We start from the raw sequence: 22,694 nt of genomic DNA on the forward strand, positions 1-22,694 counted from the left end.
GTAATGATCGTCGCATCACGAAGGAGTGGTCAATGGATCCTGTTACGGGAAAGGCCGGGGGACGTCCCTCGGCATGGTCGAGGCGTCAGATCCTCATGGGCGGCGCGGCTGCCCTGGGCGGCGCGTTCCTCGTCGGAGGTCTCGCAGGCTGCGCGCCCCAGGTGGCGTCGGCCGGCGGCATCGTCGACCTGAAGTACTGGCACCTGCTGTCCGGCGGCGACGGCATCCGCATGACGGAGATGGTGAAGGAGGCGAACGGCTCCGGCGACGGGTTCGACGTCACCGCGACCGTCCTCGCGTGGGGCCAGCCATACTACACGAAGCTCGCCATGGCGTCGGTGGGCGGCCGCGCGCCGGACGTCGCGGTCATGCACGCGGCGCGCGTGCCCGGCTTCGCGCCCGGCGGGCTGCTCGACCCGTGGGACACCGACAAGCTCGCGGAGCTCGGCGTCACGCAGGCGGACTTCGAGCCGCGCGTCTGGGACAAGGGCGTCGTCGACGGGGAGCTGTACTCGATCGCCCTCGACAGCCACCCGTTCATCCTCATGTACAACACGGACATCGCCCGCGAGGCCGGCCTCCTGGGCGACGACGGGCAGCTCGCCGAGATCACGTCGCCCGACGCGTTCCTCGAGGCGATGCGCGCCATGCAGGGCGTCACGGGCGAGCACGGCCTCAGCTACGGCTACCTCGGCGACGGCGCCCAGATGTGGCGGATGTTCTACACGTTCTACAAGCAGATGGGCGGCGACATGGAGCTGCCCACGGGCGGTCAGGTCGTCTACGACCGCGACAAGGCGGTCGCGTCGCTCGAGTACATCCAGAGCCTGCTCGACGGCACGATCGCCACCCCGAGCGGCGACGCGGGCACCGCCATCGCCGAGTTCGCGGGCGGCAAGAGCGGCGCCATCGCCACGGGCGTGTGGGAGCTCCCCACGTTCCAGACGGCGGAGGTGCCGTTCGACGCGATGCCCATCCCGAACCTGTTCGGCACCCCGGCGACCTTCGCCGACTCGCACGCGTTCGTGCTGCCGCACCAGAGCTCGCCGGATCCGGTCAAGCGCGAGAAGACGTACGCCTTCGTCGCCGACCTCCTGAAGAACTCGCTCCAGTGGGCGGGCGCCGGGCACATCCCGGCCTACAAGCCGGTCGTCGACAGCCCCGAGTACGCGGAGCTGCTGCCGCAGGCGCACTACGCGAACGCGGCCGAGCAGATCGAATACGACCCCGTCGCGTACTTCACCGGATCCGGCTCGGACTTCCAGACGTACTTCGCCGAGAACGTGCAGAACGTGTTCCTCGGGCGCCAGGAGGCGGGCACCGGCCTCGACGCCTTCATCCGGCAGATCGACGCCCTGCTCGCGAAGCCCAACCCCCTGTAGCGCGCGCCCCCGCAGCGCCCGATCGACCTCGCGGTCGCCGCCCGTGCGCGGCGCCGCACCCTCTTCCCAGCGATACGACGAAGGAGTCCACTCGTGACGACAGCAGCACCACCCACCCCGGTCGCCCCCGCGGCCGGGTCCCCGTCCCCGCGGCAGGCCGCGGGCAGCCCGAGGGTCCGGGCCAAGGAGCAGACGCAGGGCATGCTCTTCATCGCCCCGTTCGTCATCACCTTTCTGGTGTTCCTGGTCTGGCCCGTCCTCTACGGCTTCTACCAGAGCCTCACCGGGCAGAGCCTCACCGGCGCCAACAGCGAGCTCATCGGGTTCGCGAACTACTTCGAGGCCTTCGGCGACTCCCAGATGTGGCGCTCGCTCGGCAACACCGTGGTGTTCACGATCGCCAGCACCATCCCCCTCCTCGTCGTCGGCCTCGTGCTCGCGCTCCTCGTGAACCTCGGCCTCCCGGGCCAGTGGCTCTGGCGGCTCGCGTTCTTCCTGCCGTTCCTGCTCGCGTCCACCGTCGTGTCGCTGTTCTGGCTCTGGATGTACAACCCGCAGCTCGGCGTGGTGAACGCGATCGCCGGCGCGGTCGGCCTGCCGCAACCCGCATGGCTGCAGGACTCGAACCTCGCCATGACGAGCGTCGTCGTGACCACCGTGTGGTGGACCGTCGGGTTCAACTTCCTCATCTACCTGGCGGCGCTGCAGAACATCCCCGACCAGCAGTACGAGGCGGCCGCGCTCGATGGCGCCGGGAAGTGGCGGCAGCTGTTCTCCATCACGATCCCGCAGCTCGCGCCGACCACCGCGCTCCTCGCGATCCTGCAGGTGCTCGCGTCGCTCAAGGTCTTCGACCAGATCTACCAGATGACCGCGGGCGGCCCCGGCGGATCGACCCGGCCCATCGTCCAGTACGTCTTCGAGACCGGGTTCACCGGCTTCCGCTTCGGCTACTCGGCCGCCATCTCCTACATCTTCTTCGCCCTGATCGTCGTGATCTCGGTCATCCAGTTCACCGCGACACGGAGGAAGTCATGACCACCGCCACCCGTCCCGCCTTCTCCTCCGGCACGCTGGCCCGCAAGCCCGCGACCACCGGATCCGCCCGCCCGGGCCGCACGGGGACCCCCCGGTTCGCTCCGTCGCGCATCGCCGCGCTCCTGATCCTCATCGTCCTCGCCGCCGCGTGGCTGCTGCCGTTCCTCTGGGCCGTGCTCACGTCGTTCAAGTCGGAGACAGACGCCGCGGCGTTCCCGGTGACGATCTTCCCGGCCGGCGGGTTCACGCTCGACGCGTACGCCTCCGTGCTGAACGGCGGCACGATCCCGCTGTGGACCTGGAACAGCCTCGTCACCAGCACGGTGATCACGGTGGTGGCGGTCGTGTTCTCCGCGCTCGCCGGCTACGCGCTCAGCCGCATCGACTTCCGCGGCCGCAAGCTCCTGATGGGGGCGATCGTGGCGTCGATCATCATCCCGCCGCAGATCCTCATCGTGCCGCTCTTCTACCAGATGCTGTCGTTCAACCTGGTGGACACCCTCTGGGCCGTGATCCTGCCGCAGATCGTGCAGCCCGCCATGGTGTTCATCCTGAAGGCGTTCTTCGACCAGATCCCGATCGAGCTGGAGGACGCCGCGCGCGTCGACGGCGCCGGACGCGTGCGCGTGTTCCTGCAGATCGTGATGCCGCTGTCGCGCCCCATCCTCTCGGCGGTCGCGATCTTCGTGTTCATCGGCGCCTGGAACAACTTCCTGTGGCCCTTCATCGCCACGAACGACGCCACGCTGATGACCCTGCCGGTCGGCCTGCAGACGGTGAAGAACGCCTACGGGATCCAGTACGCGCAGAACATGGCCTCGGCCGTGCTCGCCGCGCTGCCGCTGATCCTGGTGTTCCTCTTCTTCCAGCGCCAGATCATCAAGGGCATCTCGACCACCGGGTTCGGCGGGCAGTGATCCCCGCCGCGCCCGCGACCCGCACCGACCGATCCACCCACCCCGCCCGGGACGCACGCGCCCGGGCCCCGCATCCAGGAGGACGCCCATGACCCGCGCCCGCATCACCATCGACCGCGACTTCACCATCGGCGACGTGCCCCGCCGCCTGTTCGGCTCGTTCGTCGAGCACATGGGGCGCTGCGTCTACACCGGGATCTACGAGCCCGGCCACCCGACCGCCACGCCCGAGGGCTACCGGCAGGACGTGCTCGACCTCACGAAGGAGCTGGGGGCCACGGTCGTGCGCTACCCCGGCGGCAACTTCGTCTCCGGCTACGACTGGGAGGACGGGGTCGGCCCGGTCGAGGACCGGCCGCGCCGCCTCGACGGCGCGTGGCACACCGTCGAGACCAACGCGTTCGGCCTGCACGAGTTCATGGGCTGGTCGAAGGCCGCGGGCGTCGAGGTGATGGAGGCCATCAACCTCGGCACGCGCGGCGTGGACGCGGCCCGGTCGCTGGTCGAGTACGCGAACCACCCCGGCGGATCCAAGTACTCCGACATGCGCCGCGCGAACGGCGCCGAGGAGCCCTTCGACATCAAGCTCTGGTGCCTCGGCAACGAGATGGACGGGCCGTGGCAGATCGGGCACAAGACGCCCGACGAGTACGGCCGCCTCGCCCAGGAGGCGGGCAAGGCCATGCGGCTGGTGGATCCGAGCATCGAGCTGGTCGCGTGCGGGAGCTCCAACTCGGGCATGCCGACGTTCGGACAGTGGGAGCAGACCGTGCTCGGCCACACCTACGACGTCGTCGACTACGTCTCGCTGCACGCCTACTACCAGGAGCACGAGGGCGACGTGCGGAGCTTCCTCGCGAGCGCCGTCGACATGGACTTCTTCATCGAGTCGGTCGTCGCGACGGCGGACGCTACGGGCGCTCGCCTGAAGAACCGGAAGAGGATCGACCTCTCCTTCGACGAGTGGAACGTCTGGTACCAGCGCGGGCTCGACGGCGAGGACCAGCCGCACCGCATCGAGAAGGCCGGCTGGCGCGAGCACCCGCGGGTCATCGAGGACGAGTACAACGTGACGGACGCGGTGGTCGTCGGGACGCTCCTCAACTCGCTGCTGCGGCACGGCGACCGGGTGAAGATCGCCAACCAGGCGCAGCTGGTGAACGTGATCGCGCCGATCCGCAGCGAGGAGGCCGGGCCCGCCTGGCGCCAGTCGATCTTCTGGCCGTTCGCGCGGATGGCGCAGCTCGCGACGGGGCGGATCCTCCGGGTCGACGTGGACAGCGACCGCTACGACAACGACCGGTTCGGCACCGCCGACGTCGTCGACGTGAGCGCCACCTGGGACGACGAGGCGGGCACCGTCTCCCTCTTCCTCGCCAACCGCGGGCTCGAGGAGGAGGCGGCGACCGAGGTCGCGCTGCGCGGGCTCGACGCCGGCCGGATCCTCCGCGCCGAGGTCCTGCGCGTCCCCGAGGGCGGGGACCGCTTCTCGAGCAACACGCTCGAGACCGGCGAGCAGGTCGGGCTCGTGCCGCTCGAGGGCGTGCATGCCGAGGGCGGGCGACTGACGCTCACGCTCCCGGCGCTGTCCTGGGCCGTCGTGGTGCTGGACGTGACCCGCAGCTGACGCGCGCACGACGACGGCCCGCCCTGCGCGATGCAGGGCGGGCCGTCGTCGTGGAGGGGGAGCGGATCAGCTCACGGGGCCCTCGGTCAGGGTCACGGTGCCGGTCTTCGCGGCGCCCGCTGCGGTGGTCCAGCCGAGCTGCACCGACTCGCCCGGCTCGTGCGCGGAGATCGCGGCGCTGAGCTCGGACGCCGACGCGACGGCCTTCCCGTCGACCGAGGTGACGACGTCGCCCTGGGCGAGGCCCGCCTTCGCCGCGCCGGATCCGTCGACGACTCCCTGCACGGGAGCGCCCGCGACGGTGCCCGCGCCGTTCGCGAGCAGCACGCCGAGGAAGGCCGGGTAGCCGATCTTCACGGTGCCGGACTCGACGCCGCTCTCGATCTGCTTCGCGATGCCCATGGCCTTGTCGATCGGGATGGCGAACCCGGCGATCTGCGCGGAGCCGGAGGAGGCGGCCGTGTCGATGCCGACGACCTCGTTGTCCGCGTCCGTGAGCGGCCCGCCCGAGTCGCCGGAGACGATGGGCGCGTCCGTCTGGATGAGGTCGGTGAGCGTCTCGCCCGCCGCCGTCCCCTCGGACTGCGTGGTGATGGTCTGGCCGAGCGCGGTCACCTTGCCGCTCGCCGCGGTGAGCGTGCCGGTGCCGCCCGCGTTGCCGACGCCCGTGACGGCCTCCCCGACCTGGACCCCGTCGGTGTCGAGCTTCGCGGGGGTGAGGCCGGACGCGCCCTCGAGCTTGAGGACCGCGACGTCGTTCGTCGCGTCGGTGCCGACGACCTTGCCGACGTACGCCTTCCCGGTCGACTCGACCGTGACGCGGATGCTGGTGGCGCCGCTCACGACGTGGTTGTTGGTGAGGATCGTGCCGTCGGACGACAGGATGATGCCCGTGCCCGCCCCGGCCGCGTTCTCGTAGGTGAGCGCCGAGTCGATGGTCACGACGCCGGCCTTCTGCACGGTCGTCGCCTCGGGCGAGGTGACGGACGTGCCGGTGCCGGACTGCGTGCCCGCTCCGGATCCGGAGCCGCTGCCGGATCCCTGCCCGGGCAGCGTGGTCGTGCCGCGGCCGAATCCCTGGCCCGGCGTGAAGGAGCCCGGATCCTGGATCTGCGTGTCGGAGGCCTGCGAGCTCGAGCGGCCGAGGTCGGCCATGAAGCCCACCGCGGTGCCGCTGCCGAAGGAGAGGAGGAGCGCGAGGGCGGACGCGCCGGCGATGAGGCCGGTGCGGAGGCCGCGGCGCATGCGCTTGGGCGGCACGGGGTTCCCCGCCGCGTCGACGGCGAAGGGTCGGCCGAAGGCATCGGTCGCGGGGGCGGGCCACGGCGATCCGGCAGGGTGGCCGCCGGCGGGCATCGCGGTGGCGTACGAGGCCGTGGGCTGCTGCGTCGTGGGCTGCTGCGCGGTGGGGGCGCCGGCGCCGACCGCGGGGCCCGCGGTCGCGTGCGCGTCGGTCGGGGCGTTCCAGCCGGCGGGTGCGGCCGGCACGCGCGGGGCTGCGGGGCCGTCGGTCGCGGGGCCGGAGGGGGCCGGCCAGGCGGGCTGCGCCGCGACGGGCGAGTCGTCGGCCGCGATCGGAGCAGCAGGGGCGGCCGGAGCCGCGGGCGCGGCCGGAGCCGCGGGCGCGGCCGGAGCCGCCGGGGTGGTCTCGGTCTCGGCCTGGGGCGCGGCGTCGCCGGAGCGGGTGGTGTCGATGGGGGCCTCGTCCGGACGTCCGGTCGGCTCCTGGGGTGTCTCGTTCATGACGGGTCCTTCGTGTCTCGGGTGGCCCGGTGGGGGCCCTGAGGAGATCACAGCGGGCGACCCTATGAGCAGCCCATGACGGGCACGAGCGTCCGCCAAGCATCCTGGGCCCCGCCCGGGCGTACCCTGAGCGGCATGACGCGGAGGTCGGACGGGGATGGCGAGCCGTCCGGCGTGGATCCGCGGTTCGACCCGGCGTTCCAGCGGGGAGCTGCGTCGGGGTCGCCTCCGCCGGAGGATCCGTCCGCGTCCGCCGATGCACCGGGCCCGGCCTCGCCAGCCCGGGATCCGCGACCGCAGGAGGACGCGCCGCCGGCCGGGCCGTGCGCGGCCGATCGCCCCGTCGTCGCCGCCTGGCTCGCCCCGGTGCTCTGGATCCTCGCCGTCGCCTTCCCCGCCGCGGGCCTCGGCCTGCGCGCGCTCGCCGCCGGGATCGCGACCTCGATGCCGTACTCCAGCTTCGGCGACCCGCTCGGGCAGCCCTGGCTCCTCGAGCTCGTGCCCCTGCTCGTGACCCTGGCGCCCGGCGTCGTCGCGGGCGGACCCATGGCCGTGATCGCGGCGCTCGCCGTGCACGCCCTGCGCCGCCGGCCGTCCGGAGCCGCGACCGACGACCGCGGCCTCGACGGCAGCCGCGCGTAGGCTCGACTCATGGAGCAGAGAAGCCTCGGCAGGACCCATCGGAACGTCTCGGTCATCGGACTCGGGACCTGGCAGCTCGGCGGGGGCTGGGGTGATGTGGCCGAGGACGACGCGCTCGCGGTGCTCGACGCCGCGGCCGACGCGGGCATCACCTTCTTCGACACGGCCGACGTCTACGGCGACGGCCGCAGCGAGACGATCATCGGATCCTGGCTCCGCGCGCATCCCGACTCGGGCGTCACGGTCGCGACCAAGATGGGCCGGCGCGACGCGCAGGACCCCGCGAACTTCACCCTCGACCGCTTCCGCGAGTGGACCGACCGCTCCCGCCGGAACCTCGGCGTCGAGACGCTCGACCTCGTCCAGCTGCACTGCCCGCCCACGCCCGTCTTCTCGAGCGACCGCGTCCACGACGCCCTCGACGAGCTCGTGGCCGACGGCGCGATCGCGTCCTACGGCGTGAGCGTCGAGACGACGGACGAGGCGCTCCTCGCGATCGCCCGCCCCGGCGTCGCGAGCGTGCAGATCATCCTCAACGCGTTCCGCCTCAAGCCGCTCGACCGCGTGCTGCCGGCCGCCCAGGAGGCGGGCGTCGGGATCATCGCCCGCGTGCCGCTCGCGTCGGGCCTCCTCAGCGGCCGCTACACGGCGGACACCACCTTCGCCGAGACCGACCACCGCAGCTTCAACCGCGGAGGTGCCGCGTTCGACGTGGGGGAGACCTTCTCGGGTGTCGACTACGACGACGGCGTCGCCGCGGCCCGCGAGTTCGCGGCCGCCGCGCACGAGGCCGCGCCCGACCTCACGCCCGCGCAGGTCGCGCTCGCCTGGATCGTCCAGCGCCCGGGCGTCTCGACCGTGATCCCCGGGGCCCGCAACGCGGAGCAGGCCCAGGCGAACGCCCGCGCCGGCGACGCCCCCGCCCTCAGCGAGGTGTTCGAGCGCCAGGTGGAGGACGTCTACGACCGGTACTTCCGCGCCGCGGTCCACCCGCGCTGGTAGTCCTGCCCGGACGTGCGACGGCCCCGGTCAGCGATGCTGACCGGGGCCATCGTCCGTGCGGATGCGCTACTGCAGCTGGTCGCAGGCGCTCGACATCTGCGTCTTCAGCTCGTCGCTGATCGGCTGGCCCACGCCCGGCGCGAGCTGGTCGGCGAGGGCCGTGATCTGCTGGCCGGCCGCGGCCGCCCCGCTCTCGGTGGAGGCGGAGATCTCGGTTCCGAGGTCGCGGAACGCCTGCACGTCCGACTCCTCGAGCGTGGCCTTGTCCTTGAGGCCGCAGGCGATGTCCCGCGTCTTCGTGGCGATCGCCTCGCGGGATCCGGATGCGGCGGCGTCTCCCGACCCGGCGTCGCCCTCGGTGGTCGCCTCGGGCGTGGGGGTCGCGGCCTCGGCCGACGCGGAGGCGGACGGGGCCGGCGTCGCGGCGTCGTCGGCGGCGGGGGAGCTGCACCCGGCGAGGGTGAGGCCGAGCACGAGGCCGAGGCCCGCGATCCCGGCTCGCAGGCGGCGCGTGGTCAGAGGGGTCTGCTGAGAGGTCATGCCCTCACACTATCCACGGCGGCGGCGCGTCTTTCCCCAGGGGCGGAGACTCCGGGGCGCGGATCCGGGCGATCGGCGAGGCGCGCACGGGCCGGCCGTCAGGTCATGACCGGGACGGGCTCCGTGTCCGGGATGGGGCCGGCGTCGCGGCCGCGGAGGTCGGGGCTGTGGCGGTGGAAGACCGCGGCTATGGCCGCGCCGACCGCGAGCAGCGCCGCCGCGACGACGAACGCGCCCTGGGCCCCCTGCGCGTCGATGACGAAGCCGGCGGCGGCCGAACCGAGCGCGGCGCCGATGAGCTGGCCGGTGCCGACCCAGCCGTACGCCTCCGCGGTGTCGCTGAAGCGCACCGACGAGGAGACGACGGCGAACAGCACGGCCAGGGCCGGCGCGATGCCGACGCCCGCGAGGAACAGGAACACGGAGAGCCAGGCGAACTGCATCCAGACGGCGGCCAGCGCGGTGCCGACCAGGATGATCGACATGCGCCGGGCCATGGCCCACGGGCTGATGGGGATGTGGCCGAGCGCGAGCCCGCCGATGAGCGAGCCGACCGCGAAGATCGCGAGGACGAAGCCGGCCTCCGGGCCGCCGTGCCCGTAGACCGCGACGACGCCCGCCTCGATGGCCGCGCACGCCGCGATGAGGAGGAACCCGACGACCGTGCTGAGGAGCACGGGCGGACGGCCGAGCACCACGCCGAACCGGCGCTTGCTGCGCGGGATGCGCACCCGTCCGAGCTCGGGGGAGGAGATGAACCACGCGCCGCCGCCGACGAGGAAGGCCGCGGCGACGAGGATCCCCGCGCTCGTGTCCACCTGGATCGCGAGGAACGTGGCGATGACGGGACCGAGCACCCAGATGATCTCCTGCGCCGACGCGTCGAGGGAGAACAGGGGCGTGAGCTGCTTGGAGTTGACCATCTTCGGGTAGATGGTGCGGACGGCCGGCTGCACCGGCGGGTTGGCGAGGCCCGCGACGAGCCCGAGCACCATGAACACGGGGACGGACGTGCCCTCGTCGCCGAGCGCCACCGCGACGACGGCGACCGCGCAGACGATCGAGGTGAGGATGAGGACCGGGCGCATGCCCCAGACGCCCATCCACCGGCTCGTGAGGGGACCGGCGACGGCCTGGCCGATGCTCGTCGCGGCGAGCACGAGGCCGGCCGCGCCGTACGACTCGTGGATCCGCTCGACGTGCATGAGGAACGCCAGCGAGAGCATCCCGCCGGGGAAGCGCGCCACGAGCTGGGCGGCGATGATCCGGCCCACGCCGCGGGTCTTGAGGAGGCTTCCGTACGTGCTCACGAGGGTCAGATCCTACCGGCCGGGCGGGGCCTCACCGACGCCCCGGGCCCCACCGGACAGCGATGTCGGCGGGCGTCCGTAGCCTGTGGAACCTGTGGACAAGTCCGCGGAGTTGTCCACACCTGTGGACGACACGCCCACTACATATGGGGTTGGGTCCGGCCGGGCGGCCCCGTATATAGTGATGGAGACGGCGACGGCCCCTGATCACCCCCGCTTCACGGAGTGGGGATCCCGGGGCCGGCCGAGCATTTCCCCTGGTGAGGCACAGGGCGCGGCGGGCACGTCCCGCACCGCGCCCCCGCCGACCGGGACCGGCCGCAGCTCACCAGCGCGGACGACGCACGACGACAAGGAGCGAAGTGTCCATCACGGTAGTGAAGCGCGACGGCACGCGGGAGCCGTACGACGCGAACCGCATCAACCTGGCCATCGAGGACGCCACGCAGGGCCTCGACGAGAACATCGGCTGGGTCACGCAGATCGCGTCGGAGCTCGAGATCACGCTCTTCGACGGGATCACCACGCAGCAGCTCGACGAGGCCGTCATCCAGGTCGCGCTCCAGAACGTGAAGGACGACCCGGCGTTCGACACCGTCGCCGCGCGCCTGCTCCTCAAGACCATCTACAAGCGCGTCCTCGGCGACTACTCGTCGCCCGAGGAGCTCAAGCGCCTCCACGCGGAGCACTTCGCCCGCAACATCCAGCGCGGCGTCGACGAGATGCTCCTCGACTCCCGCCTCGTGCAGCTGTTCGACCTCGAGCGCCTCGCCCAGGCCCTGGAGCCCGCGCACGACGAGCTGCTCAAGTACATCGGCGTCGTCACGCTGAACAACCGCTACGGCATCAAGGGCCGCAACGGCGACGCCCTCGAGGTGCCCCAGTACTTCTGGATGCGCATCGCGATGGGCCTCACGCTCAACGAGCAGGACCCCACCTCGACCGCCATCGCCTTCTACGAGAAGATGTCGAAGCTCGAGTACCTCGCGGCCGGCTCCACCCTCGTCAACGCGGGCACCATCTACCCGCAGCTCGCGAACTGCTTCGTCATGGAGATGCAGGACGACATCGAGCACATCGCGAAGACCACGCGCGACGTCATGTGGCTCACCAAGGGCACGGGCGGCATCGGCCTCTCCGTCTCCAAGCTGCGCGCGCAGGGCTCGCCCATCCGCTCGAACAACACCACCTCCACGGGCCCGATCCCGTTCATGCACACCATCGACTCGGTCCTCCGCGCGGTCAGCCGCGGCGGCAAGAAGTTCGGCGCCCTGTGCTTCTACATGGAGAACTGGCACCTCGACTTCCCCGAGTTCCTCGACCTGCGCCAGAACTCTGGCGACCCGTACCGCCGTACCCGCACCGCCAACACGGCCGTGTGGATCAGCGACGAGTTCATGAAGCGCGTCCAGAACGACGAGGACTGGTACCTCTTCGACCCGCTGGAGGTCTCCGACCTCAACGAGCTCTACGGCAAGGCCTTCTCGGAGCGCTACGCGTTCTACGTCGGCGAGGCCGAGGCCGGTCGCATCCGGATGTTCAAGCGCATCAAGGCGCGCGAGCAGTTCAAGTCGATCCTCATCTCGCTCCAGACCACCAGCCACCCGTGGCTGACCTGGAAGGACACGATCAACAACCGCGCCCTGAACAACAACACGGGCACGATCCACCTCTCGAACCTCTGCACCGAGATCACGCTGCCGCAGGACGAGGACAACGTCTCCGTCTGCAACCTGGCGTCGATCAACCTGTCGCAGCACTTCGCGGACGGCAAGGTCGACTTCGCGAAGATCGAGCAGAGCGCGCGCCTCGCGGTGCGTCAGCTCGACAACCTCATCGACATCACGCGCTCCAGCGTGAAGGAGGCGGACTTCTCCAACCAGCAGAACCGCGCGGTGGGCCTCGGCGTCATGGGCTTCACCGACATCGTGGAGAAGCTCGGCTACTCCTACGAGTCCGAGGAGTCGTACGACCTGATCGACGAGATCATGGAGCACGTCTCCTACGCGGCCATCGACGAGTCGGCCGACCTCGCCCAGGAGCGCGGCGCGTACCCGAACTTCGAGGGCTCGCGCTGGTCGGAGGGCCTCGTGCCGCTCGACTCGATCGCGCTCATGGAGGCCGACCGCGGCGTGCCCGTCAAGGTCAACCGCACCACGCGACTCGACTGGGACGCGCTGCGCACGAAGGTCAAGGGCGGCATGCGGAACGCGACGCTCATGGCGATCGCGCCCACCGCGTCCATCGGCCTCGTCGCCGGCACCACGCCCGGCCTCGACCCGCAGTTCTCGCAGATCTTCAGCCGCTCCACCTCCTCGGGCAAGTTCCTCGAGGTCAACCGGAACCTGGTGAAGGACCTGCAGGAGCTCGGCATCTGGGAGACCGTGCGCGAGAACATCCTGCGCAGCCAGGGCGACATCCAGAACATCGCTGCCATCCCGGACCACGTCAAGGCCACGTACCGCACGAGCTTCCAGCTCTCGCCGTACGCGTTCCTCGAGGTCGCGGCCCGCGCGCAGAAGTGGATCGACCAGGCCATCAGCCGCAACATGTACCTCGAGACGCGCGACCTCGGCGACATGATGGACATCTACTTCGCCGGCTGGGAGCGCGGGGTCAAGACCACGTACTACCTGCACATGAAGCCGCGTCACACCGCCGAGCAGTCGACCGTCAAGGTCGACAAGTCGCAGGACGCCGACGGCACCAAGCGCAAGGGCTTCGGCGGATTCGGCGGCGGCGCTCCCGCGGCCGTCCCGGCGTCGGCCGCTCCCGCATCCACCGCGACCGCGGACGCCCCGGCGCCCGAGGCCGCACCCGCGCCCCGCAAGGGCTTCGGCTTCGGCGGAGTGGGAGGTGCACGCTGATGAACGACGACACGTTCGGCGACTACGTCGTCCCCATGGACCCCATGGACGAGCTCCAGTGCGACTCCTGCCAGTAGGCAGGCGCCGCTCCTAGAGCCCTCCCGGCCTCACCGGCCGCCCCATCGCACGACCACGAACGACGCATTCGGAGAGAAGAAGCAGATGTCGAAGATCCTCGGCACGGGAATCCAGGAGGGCCTCCTCCTCAAGCCCGTCAACTACCAGTGGGCCATGGACCTGTACGACCAGGCCGTCGCCAACACGTGGTTCCCCAACGAGATCCAGCTCGGCGAGGACATCGCGGACTTCAAGAAGATGACGGACGAGGAGCGCCACGCGATCACGTTCCTCATGAGCTACTTCAACCCGAACGAGCTCCTCGTGAACAAGGCGCTCGCGTTCGGCGTCTACCCCTACATCAACGCGCCGGAGTGCCACCTCTACCTGGCGAAGCAGATGTGGGAGGAGGCGAACCACTGCATGTCGTTCGAGTACGTCCTCGAGACGTTCCCGATCGACCGCGAGGCCGCGTACAACTCCCACGTCGACATCCCGTCGATGGCGCGCAAGGAGGAGTTCGAGGTCAAGTTCATCAAGCGCATGACCGAGCAGACCCTCGACATCACCACCACCGAGGGCAAGAAGGACTTCGTCCGGAACCTCGTCGCGTACAACGTGATCCTCGAGGGCATCTGGTTCTACTCGGGCTTCATGGTGTCGCTGTCGTTCCGCCAGCGGAACCTGCTGCGCAACTTCGGCTCGCTCATGGACTGGATCGTCCGCGACGAGTCGCTGCACCTCAAGTTCGGGATCAACCTCATCCTCACGGTGCTCGAGGAGAACCCCGATCTGCAGACGGAGGAGTTCGCCGCCGAGATCAAGCAGATGATCCTCGACGCCGTCGAGATGGAGGAGCAGTACAACAAGGACCTCCTGCCCAATGGCATCCTCGGGCTGAACGCGAACTACATCAACCAGTACGTGAAGTACCTGGCCGACCGCCGCCTCGAGGAGCTCGGCTTCGAGGCCGAGTACAAGGTCTCGAACCCGGCGAAGTGGATGGCCACGGCGAACGACACGCTGCAGCTCGTCAACTTCTTCGAGTCGACCAACACGTCGTACGAGTCGAACGCGTCGGCCACCGTCGGCGCCAAGTAGGACCGCACCACCCGCAGCGGGAGACCGCCGCAACGCACCACCGACGCCGCCCGTGCCGCGCATCCACCCGGATGCCGGTGCGGGCGTCGTCATGCCCGCGCCGGCACCGGCCCGGACGGACAGGGAGAGGGAGCATGACCGAGCAGCAGGCCGAGGCGCGGCACGTCGCGCGCGACGGACGGGTCTACCGCACCGAGGTGGTCGGCTGGGACGACCCGCGCGGGGCGCGGATCCGGGCGGCCATGGAGGCCGAGATGGACGTGCGGTACGAGGGGCGCCACGCCGACGATCCCGACTGGCCCGCGAAGGCCGCGGTGGCGTTCGCGTTCGACCCGGCCGACGTGGAGGCCGTGGTGCTGCTCGTGCTCGAGGGTGACGCGTCGGAGGCGGCCGCGCACGGCGTCATCCGGCACCTCGGAGACGAGCTCGAGCTCAAGAAGGTGGTCGTGGATCCGGCGCACCGCGGCACCGGCCTCGCGCGCGTGCTCATGGCGGAGCTGGAGCGCGTGGCGCAGGAGCGGGGTGCGCGCCGGCTGATCCTGCAGACGGGCGACCGGCAGCCCGACGCCATCCAGCTGTACGCGACCGCGGGGTGGCTGCCCATCGACGTGTACCCGCCGTACATCCCGGTCACGAACTCGGTCTGCTTCGAGAAGCCGCTGGGCTGATCCCGCCGCACGCTGCGAGCATGGGGTGATGGAGATCCTCATCACCCCCGCGGAGCTCGACCACGCCCTCCGCACCCGCGACGACGTGCGCGTGGTCGACGTGCGCTGGTCGCTCGCGGGCCCTCCCGGCCGACCGCTGCACGAGGCCGGGCACATCCCGGGAGCCGTGTACGCGGACCTCGACACGGAGCTCGCCGGGCACGGCGCGCCCGAGGACGGTCGGCACCCGCTGCCCGCGACGGCCGACCTCGAGCGGGCGGCGCGCGGCTGGGGGATCCGGCAGGGCGACACCGTGGTCGTCCACGACGGCGGCGGCAACACGGCGGCCGCGCGCGCGTGGTGGCTGCTGCGCGACGCCGGGATCGCGGACGTGCGGATCCTCGACGGCGCGCTGCCCGCGTGGGTGGCGGCGGGCCTGCCGCTGGAGACGGGATCGACGGCTCCCGAGCCCGGGGACGTGACGCTCACCCGGGGCGCGCTCCCGACGCTCGACGAGGACGCCGCGTCCGACCTCGCGCGCACCGGCACGCTCCTCGACGCGCGCGCGGGGGAGCGGTACCGCGGGGAGGTCGAGCCGGTGGATCCGCGCGCCGGCCACATCCCCGGCGCCGCGAGCGCGCCGACCGCCGGGAACCTGGACGCGGACGGCGCGTTCCTGCCCGCCGACGCGCTGCGGGCGCGGTTCGCGGCGCTCGGGATCCGGCCGGGCGACGCCGTCGGCGTGTACTGCGGCTCGGGCGTCACCGCCGCCCACGAGGTCGCGGCGCTCGCGATCGCGGGGATCGACGCGGCGCTGTACCCGGGATCCTGGTCGGCGTGGTCGAACCTGCCCGAGCGGCCCGTGGCGACGGGCGCGAAGCCGGGCGGCCGGTGACCCTAGCCCGCGACGGCCCCGCGGACCAGCCCCCTCGGGAACGGCAGGGGCGGCGTAGCGTCGTGGAGATCACCCCGGACCCCGGTGCCCGCCCGAACCGACGCCCGGAGATGACATGACCGACCACATCGCGCATCCCGCCCCCGCGCTCGACCTCTCGGGGGCCGTGGCGGAGCAGGCGGCCTTGACCGACGCCCTCACGCTCAAGCGGGTGACCGACACCGCCTGGCAGGTCTGCGACAGCCGCCGCGCTCCGGGCGAGAGCGGCCACCTGCTCGGCTTCGTGGAGACCGTCGGCGACGAGATCGAGATGATGCAGCTCGGGCGGAAGTTCGTGTGGACCAGGTTCGCGAGCATGCGCGACGCGCTCGCCCACATCGTGGCGACGGCCGCGGCGATGAGCGCCAGCCAGGACGAGGGCGAGCTCGCCTGGGTGTGCCATGCGCTGGCTGCCGTCCCCGCCCCGGCGCCGACCACCGTCTGAGGCGCACGGACCCGACGGCTCGCCGACCCGCCCCGGCGCGTCAGCCCGCGAGCACCTTCCGGATCCGCTGCAGCGACACCGGCTCGGCCGTCGGCAGGTGCTGGGCGAAGAGGCTGAGGCGCAGCTCCTCGAGCATCCACCGCGCGTGCACGAGCGACTCGGGCGCGTGCGGCGCCGACGGGATGACGCCGCCGGCCTCGCGGTAGAGGTCGGTCGCCTTCTGCACCTCGGTCATCCACGCGCGGTCGCGCGCGGGCTGGTCGGGCAGGCGCTGGACGCGGTGGGTGAGGCCGGAGAGGTAGGCGGGCAGGCGCTGCAGCCGGGCGAGGCCGGTGGCGGAGACGAAGCCGGGGTGGACGAGGCCGGCGAGCTGCTCGCGCGCATCGGTGAGGGCGCCGATCAGCTGCATGCTCGTGGCCTGCTTGATGGCGCGCTCGGCGTCGCGGTATCCCGTGAGGATCCGGTTGACGAGCGCCACGGTGTCGAACATCGAGTCCATGACGACGCCCGAGACGCGGTCGCGCGCGGTCTCGAACAGCTCCTTCGAGTAGATCGCGCCGCCGGGGGCCACGCGCTCGAGCACCTGGTCGATGCAGGCGAGCAGGCAGTCGTCGAAGAGCGCCTGCACGTTCGCGTACGGGCTCGTCGCGAGCATGAGCTTCTCCTGGCTCGTGAGGTGCTGCTTCACGTAGGCGCTCGGGTTCGCGATGGCGAGCACGAGCAGGCGCCGGACGCCGCCGGGCATGGCGCGGGCCTGGTCCTCGGCGGTGGCCATGAGGCGGATCGCGACGGTCGATCCCTCGTCGACGAGCGCGGGGTAGGCGCGGATGACGTGGCGGCTGTCGCCCGTGCCGCCCTGCGCGGTGTCGACGAAGCGGGGCAGCTCGTCGAGGTCCCATGTGGTGAGGCCCGTGCGCTCCATGCCGCGGGTCGCTCCTCCGGGAGCGCCGGCCACGCGCTCGACCGGCCGCGCGGTGGCCCGGGCGACGCTGTCCCGGGCGCGGCTGGAGAGCCGGGCCTGCAGCTCGGTGAGGTCGCGTCCGGCGGCGACCTCGCGGCCGCGCTCGTCGACCACGCGGAACGCCATGCGCAGGTGCGCGGGGATCCGGTCGAGGTCGAAGTCGTCGTCCGCGACGCGCACGTGCGCCTTCCGCATGATGAGGCCGGCGATGGTGGTGGTGAAGGCCACCGGGTGCTGCGGATCCGGCTCGGGCAGCCCCTCGAGGAGCCGGTCGGCCCAGTCGGCGGCGGGCACCACGTTCTTGCGCAGCGCCTTCGGGAGGGCCTTGATCATGGCGGTGACGAGATCGCGCCGCATGCCCGGCACCTGCCAGTCGAAGCCGGCGGGGCTGAGGCGCGCGAGGAGCGCGAGCGGCACCTGCACGGTCACGCCGTCGTCGGGCGCGCCCGGCTCGAACCGGTAGGTGAGCGAGAGGCGCTGGTCGCCCTGCTGCCAGGTGGGCGGGAAGGCGGCCTCGTCGACGTCCACCGCGTCCTCGGCGAGGAGCTCCTCGGCGGTCATGGTGAGGAGGTCGGGCGTCTCCTGCCGCTGCTTCTTCCACCAGCCCTCGAAGGCGCGCGTGGAAGCGACGTCGCGCGGGATCCGCTTGTCGTAGAACTCGAAGACGGCCTCGTCGTCGTTGAGGATGTCGCGTCGCCGCGTGCGCTCCTCCACCTCGGCGAGCTCCTCGCGGAGCTTGCGGTTGGCCCGGTCGAAGGCCTGCTGCGACTCCCAGTCGCCCTCGACGAGCGCGTGCCGGATGAAGAGCTCGCGCGCGTACGCCGGGTCGATGCGGGAGAACTGCACGCGCCGCTTGAGGATGATCGGGACGCCGTACAGCGTCACCCGCTCCCACGCCACGGTCGCGCCCTGCTTCTTCTCCCAGTGCGGCTCGCTGTGGGTGCGCTTCACGAGGCCGCCCGCGATGGGCTCGGCCCAGGCCGGGTCGATGGCGGCGTTGGTGCGCGCGAACAGGCGGCTGGTCTCCACGAGCTCCGCGCTCATGATCGCGTCGGGCTGCTTCTTCGCGAGCGCGGATCCCGGGAACACCACGAAGCGCGACTGCCGGGCACCCACGTAGTCCTTCTTCTGCGCGTCCTTGAGGCCGATGTGGGAGAGGAGGCCCGCGAGCAGGGACTTGTGGATCCCGTCCGGGTCGGCCTTCGGCTCGTTCATCTGCAGGTCGAGCGGGCGGGCGAGCTGGCGCAGCTGGCGGAACACGTCCTTCCACTCGCGGACGCGCACGTAGTTGAGGAACTCGGCCTTGCACATCCGGCGGAACGCGCTCGAGGAGAGCTCGGCCTCCTTCTCCTCCAGGTGGTTCCAGAGGTTGAGCAGCGTGATGAAGTCGCTCGACGGATCCACGAAGCGCGCGTGCTGCTGGTCGGCCTGCGGGCGCTTCTCGAGCGGGCGCTCGCGGACGTCCTGGATGGTGAGGCCGGCCACGATGATCATGACCTCGCGGCTCACGCCGTGCTTGCGCGACTCGACGACCATGCGGGCGAACCGCGGGTCGATGGGCAGGCGCGACAGGTCGCGGCCCACCTTGGTGAGGGCGGGCGTGCCGTCGGGAGAGCGGACGACCGCGCCGAGCTCCGTGAGGAGGTCGACGCCGTCCTTGATGCCGCGCGAGTCCGGCGGCTGCAGGAAGGGGAACGCGGCGATGTCGCCGAGGCCGAGCGACACCATCTGCAGGATCACGGCAGCGAGGTTCGTGCGGAGGATCTCGGGCTCCGTGAACTCGGGACGGCGGGCGAAGTCCTCCTCGGAGTAGAGGCGGATCGCGATGCCGTCGCTCGTGCGGCCGGAGCGGCCGGAGCGCTGGTTGGCGGAGGCCTGCGAGATCGCCTCGATGGGGAGCCGCTGCACCTTCGAGCGCACGGAGTAGCGGGAGATGCGCGCGGTGCCGGCGTCGATGACGTACTTGATGCCGGGCACCGTGAGGCTCGTCTCGGCGACGTTGGTGGCGAGCACGATGCGGCGGCGCACGCCCGCCTGGGTCGACGGCTGGAAGACGCGGTGCTGGTCGGCGGAGGAGAGCCGGCCGTAGAGCGGCAGCACCTCGGTGTGCGCGAGGTTGCGGCTGCGGATCGCGTCCTCGGCGTCGCGGATCTCGTTCTCGCCGCTGAGGAACACGAGCACGTCGCCCGAGGACTCGGCCGCGAGCTCGTCGAGCGCGGCGTTGATCCCCTCCAGGAAGTCGCGATCGTCGGCCGGGCGCTCGAGCGGCGCGTCGGCCAGGTCGTCGTCCTCGCCCGCGACGGCGGCCTCCGCGACGAGCGGGCGGTACCGGATCTCCACCGGGTACGTGCGCCCGGAGACCTCCACGATGGGCGCGTCGCCGAAGTGCCGCGAGAAGCTCTGCGGGTCGATGGTGGCCGACGTGATGATGAGCTTGAGGTCGGGCCGGCGCGGCAGCAGCTGCTTGAGGTAGCCGAGCAGGAAGTCGATGTTGAGGCTGCGCTCGTGGGCCTCGTCGATGATGATCGTGTCGTACTTCCTCAGCAGCCGGTCGCGCTGCAGCTCGTTGAGCAGGATCCCGTCGGTCATCAGCTTGATGCGGGTGTCGGCCGAGACCTTGTCGGTGAAGCGCACCTGGTAGCCGACGAGCTGTCCGACCTCGCCGCCGAGCTCCTCCGCGATGCGCTCCGAGATGGTGCGCGCGGCGAGGCGGCGGGGCTGCGTGTGGCCGATGCTCTCGCGGCCGAGCTCGAGGCAGATCTTCGGCAGCTGCGTGGTCTTGCCGGAGCCGGTGGCGCCGGCGACGATGACGACCTGGTTGTCGCGGATGGCGTCGGCGATCTCGTCGCGCATCCGGCTGACGGGTAGCTCGGGCGGGTACGCGATGCTGATTTCCATGCTGAGGTGAGTCTATCCGCGGGCCGTCGGGCACCCCGGGGGCGGACGGTCGGCGGTAGCGTCGGGACAGGCGCCGGTCCGGTCGGCGCACGGGTCGCGATCCGCCGCCCGAGTCGACGACGACCGACGGGACACCCGAATGAGCTCCGACACGCCCCTCCAGCCCGAGCACGAGCAGCCCCACGGCGGGTTCGCCTCCGTGTCGGTCGCCGCGATCCTCGCCGAGTCCGCCGAGCGGCACGCCGACCGGGTCGCCGTGGTCGTGGGCGACGTGTCCACGACCTACCGCGAGCTCTGGGACGAGACGCGCGCCTACGCGGGCGCCCTCGCCGAGCGCGGGGTGGGGGAGGGCACGCGCGTCGCGATGCTCATCCCGAACGTGGCCGACTTCCCGCGCGTGTACTACGCGATCCTCGCCCTCGGCGGCGTGGTCGTGCCCGTCCACGCGCTGCTCAAGGCCGAGGAGATCGCCTACGTGCTGCGCGACTCCGGATCCGCGCTCCTCGTCTGCGCCGGCCCGCTGCTCGGCCAGGGTGCCGCGGGCGCCGAGCTCGCCGACGTGCCCGTGATCAGCGTGCTCGTGCCGGCCGGCTCCGACGGCGGCCCCGACCGGCTGGAGGAGCTCGCGCAGGCCGCGACGCCCGTCCGCACCTACGTCCCGCGCCGCCCGTCCGACACGGCGACGATCCTCTACACGTCCGGCACCACCGGCCAGCCGAAGGGCGCCGAGGGCTGCCACCTGGCCCTCGTGATGCAGGTCGACGTGCTCCTGCTCGACACCTTCGACCTGCGCGCGGGCGACCGGATCCTCGGCTGCCTGCCCCTGTTCCACACCTTCGGGCAGACCTGCACCATGAACGCGTCGTTCCGGGCGGGCGCGACCGTCGTGATGGTGCCGCGCTTCGACGGCGACACCGCGCTCGCGCTCATGGTCGAGCACGACACGCAGGTGTTCATGGGCGTGCCGACCATGTACTTCGCGCTGCTGGCGGCCGCGGCCCGGAACCCCGCGCGTCCGGCCCTGCGCTACGCGGTCTCGGGCGGCGCCGCGCTCCCGGTCGCCGTGATCGAGGCGTTCCGGGAGGCGTTCGCCGCGGAGATCCACGAGGGCTACGGCCTCACCGAGACCTCGCCCGTCGCGTCGTTCAACCACGTGGGGCTCCCGGCACGGCCCGGCACCGTCGGGAAGCCGATCTGGGGCGTGCAGATCGAGATCGCCGACCCCGAGCACGAGGACCGCGTGGAGCTCGTCGAGCGCGGCGTGCTGGGCGAGATCGTGATCCGCGGCCACAACCTCATGAACGGCTACCTGCACCGCCCCGAGGACACCGCGCGCGCGGTCGTCGACGGCTGGTTCCGCACGGGCGACCTCGGCACCATCGACGAGGAGGGCTACATCCGCGTCGTCGACCGGACGAAGGACATGATCCTGCGCAACGGCTACAACGTGTACCCGCGCGAGGTCGAGGAAGTGCTCGCCCGGCACGACGCCGTCGCGCAGTGCGCGGTGTTCGGCGTGCCGCACGAGGCGCACGGGCAGGAGATCGTCGCCGCCGTCGTCGCGAAGGCGGACGCGACCGTGGACCGCGACGAGGTGGTGGCGTACATGCGCGAGCGCATCGCCTCCTACAAGTACCCGCGGCGGGTCGAGGTGGTCGAGGCGCTGCCGCTCGGGCCGAGCGGGAAGATCCTCAAGAGGGAGCTCGTCGAGAGGTTCGGCGCGTGAGCGGCGCGGGCGTGCTGCGCTCGCCGATCCCGTCGGTGCCGATGGGCGACGGCGTCCCGATCCCGCAGTTCGGCGTCGGCACGTACAAGGTGCCCGACGCCGACGCCGAGCGGATCGTCGCCGAGGCGCTCGAGGTCGGCTACCGCCACATCGACACCGCGGCCATGTACGGCAACGAGGAGGGCGTCGGGCGGGCGATCCGCGCATCCGGCGTCCCGCGCGACGAGCTGTTCGTCACGACCAAGGTCTGGAACGACGACCACGGGCGCGACCGCGCACGCGACGCGATCCGCCGCAGCCTCGACGAGCTGGGCCTGCCCGCGGTCGACCTGCACCTCATCCACTGGCCGTCGGCGGAGCGCGGCCTCTTCGTCGAGACGTGGGAGGCGCTCGCCGCCGCCCGCGAGGAGGGGCTGACCCGCTCGATCGGCGTCTCCAACTTCCTGGTGCCGCACCTCGAGGCGCTGGCGGCCGCCGGGCTGCCCGTGCCCGCCGTGGACCAGATCGAGCTGCACCCGCGGCACCAGCAGCCGGCGACGACCGACTACCTCGCCGAGCACGGGATCGCCGTCCAGGCGTGGAGCCCGCTCGCGCGCGGCGCCGTCGCGGACGCCGACGTGGTGCGCGACGCCGCCCGCGCGCACGACCGCACGGACGCGCAGGTGGTGCTGCGCTGGCACGTGCAGCGCGGCACGATCGTGTTCCCGAAGACGACGCGGCGCGAGCGGCTGATCGAGAACGCGGACGTCTTCGACTTCGCGCTGACCGACGAGGAGATGGTCGGGATCACCGCGCTCGAGGCCGCCGGGCGCGTCGGCAGCCACCCGGACGCGGTGGTCTGAGCGGCCCGCTCCCCA

General features: G+C 71.7%; 17 protein-coding genes. 13 read left to right on the plus strand and 4 right to left on the minus strand.

Going from position 1 to position 22,694, the window contains the following annotated elements; all coding sequences use genetic code 11:
- Positions 1 to 32: 32 nt before the first annotated feature.
- The 4 genes from BFL37_RS06290 (at position 33) to BFL37_RS06305 (ending at position 4,964) form a co-directional block, all read left to right on the plus strand.
- A complete protein-coding gene (locus BFL37_RS06290) occupies positions 33 to 1,382 on the plus strand; it encodes an extracellular solute-binding protein (RefSeq protein WP_086514291.1) in 1,350 nt (449 codons plus the stop codon).
- Between the two features lie 93 nt (positions 1,383 to 1,475).
- Entirely contained in the window at positions 1,476 to 2,420 is a 945-nt protein-coding gene (locus tag BFL37_RS06295; RefSeq protein ID WP_086514292.1) for a carbohydrate ABC transporter permease, read from the plus strand.
- Positions 2,417 to 3,337 carry a carbohydrate ABC transporter permease gene (locus BFL37_RS06300; RefSeq protein ID WP_086514293.1) on the plus strand — a complete coding sequence of 307 codons (921 nt, stop codon included), beginning with the start codon at positions 2,417 to 2,419 and terminating at the stop codon, positions 3,335 to 3,337. The genes BFL37_RS06295 and BFL37_RS06300 overlap by 4 nt, the downstream gene beginning before the upstream one ends.
- 88 nt (positions 3,338 to 3,425) lie before the next feature.
- Entirely contained in the window at positions 3,426 to 4,964 is a 1,539-nt protein-coding gene (locus BFL37_RS06305; protein ID WP_086514294.1) for an alpha-N-arabinofuranosidase, read from the plus strand.
- A 66-nt stretch (positions 4,965 to 5,030) separates the two neighbouring features.
- On the opposite strand, the gene BFL37_RS06310 is transcribed toward BFL37_RS06305, so the two are convergent.
- Positions 5,031 to 6,707, minus strand: a complete 1,677-nt coding sequence (locus BFL37_RS06310; RefSeq protein WP_241533886.1) for a S1C family serine protease — start codon at positions 6,705 to 6,707, stop codon at positions 5,031 to 5,033.
- A 366-nt stretch (positions 6,708 to 7,073) separates the two neighbouring features.
- Here BFL37_RS06310 and BFL37_RS14710 point away from each other — a divergent pair, with 366 nt between their 5' ends.
- A complete protein-coding gene (locus tag BFL37_RS14710) occupies positions 7,074 to 7,349 on the plus strand; it encodes a hypothetical protein (RefSeq protein WP_241533887.1) in 276 nt (91 codons plus the stop codon).
- Positions 7,350 to 7,358: 9 nt separating this feature from the next.
- The gene (locus BFL37_RS06320) at positions 7,359 to 8,351 is read left to right on the plus strand and encodes an aldo/keto reductase (protein ID WP_086514296.1); all 993 of its coding nucleotides are present in this window, start codon (positions 7,359 to 7,361) and stop codon (positions 8,349 to 8,351) included.
- A gap of 66 nt (positions 8,352 to 8,417) precedes the next feature.
- On the opposite strand, the gene BFL37_RS06325 is transcribed toward BFL37_RS06320, so the two are convergent.
- Positions 8,418 to 8,891: a hypothetical protein gene (locus tag BFL37_RS06325; protein ID WP_086514297.1), complete on the minus strand. Its 474-nt coding sequence runs from the start codon at positions 8,889 to 8,891 to the stop codon at positions 8,418 to 8,420.
- Between the two features lie 98 nt (positions 8,892 to 8,989).
- On the minus strand, positions 8,990 to 10,201 hold the full coding sequence (locus BFL37_RS06330) for an MFS transporter (RefSeq protein ID WP_086514298.1): 1,212 nt from the start codon (positions 10,199 to 10,201) through the stop codon (positions 8,990 to 8,992).
- Positions 10,202 to 10,563: 362 nt separating this feature from the next.
- On the opposite strand from BFL37_RS06330, the gene BFL37_RS06335 reads away from it, so the two are divergent.
- The 5 genes from BFL37_RS06335 (at position 10,564) to BFL37_RS06360 (ending at position 16,252) form a co-directional block, all read left to right on the plus strand.
- Positions 10,564 to 13,068, plus strand: a complete 2,505-nt coding sequence (locus BFL37_RS06335; protein WP_086514299.1) for a ribonucleoside-diphosphate reductase subunit alpha — start codon at positions 10,564 to 10,566, stop codon at positions 13,066 to 13,068.
- A 162-nt stretch (positions 13,069 to 13,230) separates the two neighbouring features.
- Complete coding sequence (locus BFL37_RS06345; protein WP_015491025.1) at positions 13,231 to 14,226, plus strand: ribonucleotide-diphosphate reductase subunit beta; 996 nt, start codon at positions 13,231 to 13,233, stop codon at positions 14,224 to 14,226.
- 134 nt (positions 14,227 to 14,360) lie between these two features.
- A complete protein-coding gene (locus tag BFL37_RS06350) occupies positions 14,361 to 14,894 on the plus strand; it encodes a GNAT family N-acetyltransferase (RefSeq protein WP_086514300.1) in 534 nt (177 codons plus the stop codon).
- 28 nt (positions 14,895 to 14,922) lie between these two features.
- Entirely contained in the window at positions 14,923 to 15,768 is an 846-nt protein-coding gene (locus tag BFL37_RS06355) for a sulfurtransferase (RefSeq protein WP_086514301.1), read from the plus strand.
- Between the two features lie 115 nt (positions 15,769 to 15,883).
- Positions 15,884 to 16,252, plus strand: coding sequence for a hypothetical protein (locus tag BFL37_RS06360; protein ID WP_086514302.1), 369 nt, complete (start codon positions 15,884 to 15,886; stop codon positions 16,250 to 16,252).
- A 40-nt stretch (positions 16,253 to 16,292) separates the two neighbouring features.
- Here BFL37_RS06360 and hrpA read toward each other — a convergent pair whose 3' ends face one another.
- Positions 16,293 to 20,111: an ATP-dependent RNA helicase HrpA gene (hrpA, locus tag BFL37_RS06365; RefSeq protein WP_086514303.1), complete on the minus strand. Its 3,819-nt coding sequence runs from the start codon at positions 20,109 to 20,111 to the stop codon at positions 16,293 to 16,295.
- Between the two features lie 139 nt (positions 20,112 to 20,250).
- Here hrpA and BFL37_RS06370 point away from each other — a divergent pair, with 139 nt between their 5' ends.
- Together BFL37_RS06370 and BFL37_RS06375 are read left to right on the plus strand one after the other, a co-directional pair.
- The gene (locus BFL37_RS06370; RefSeq protein WP_086514304.1) at positions 20,251 to 21,837 is read left to right on the plus strand and encodes a long-chain-fatty-acid--CoA ligase; all 1,587 of its coding nucleotides are present in this window, start codon (positions 20,251 to 20,253) and stop codon (positions 21,835 to 21,837) included.
- On the plus strand, positions 21,834 to 22,679 hold the full coding sequence (locus BFL37_RS06375) for an aldo/keto reductase (RefSeq protein WP_086514305.1): 846 nt from the start codon (positions 21,834 to 21,836) through the stop codon (positions 22,677 to 22,679). Before BFL37_RS06370 ends, BFL37_RS06375 begins: the two co-directional genes overlap by 4 nt.
- The last annotated feature ends 15 nt before the right edge of the window (positions 22,680 to 22,694 follow it).

This window comes from Clavibacter michiganensis (assembly GCF_002151125.1).
GTDB lineage: Bacteria > Actinomycetota > Actinomycetes > Actinomycetales > Microbacteriaceae > Clavibacter > Clavibacter michiganensis_C.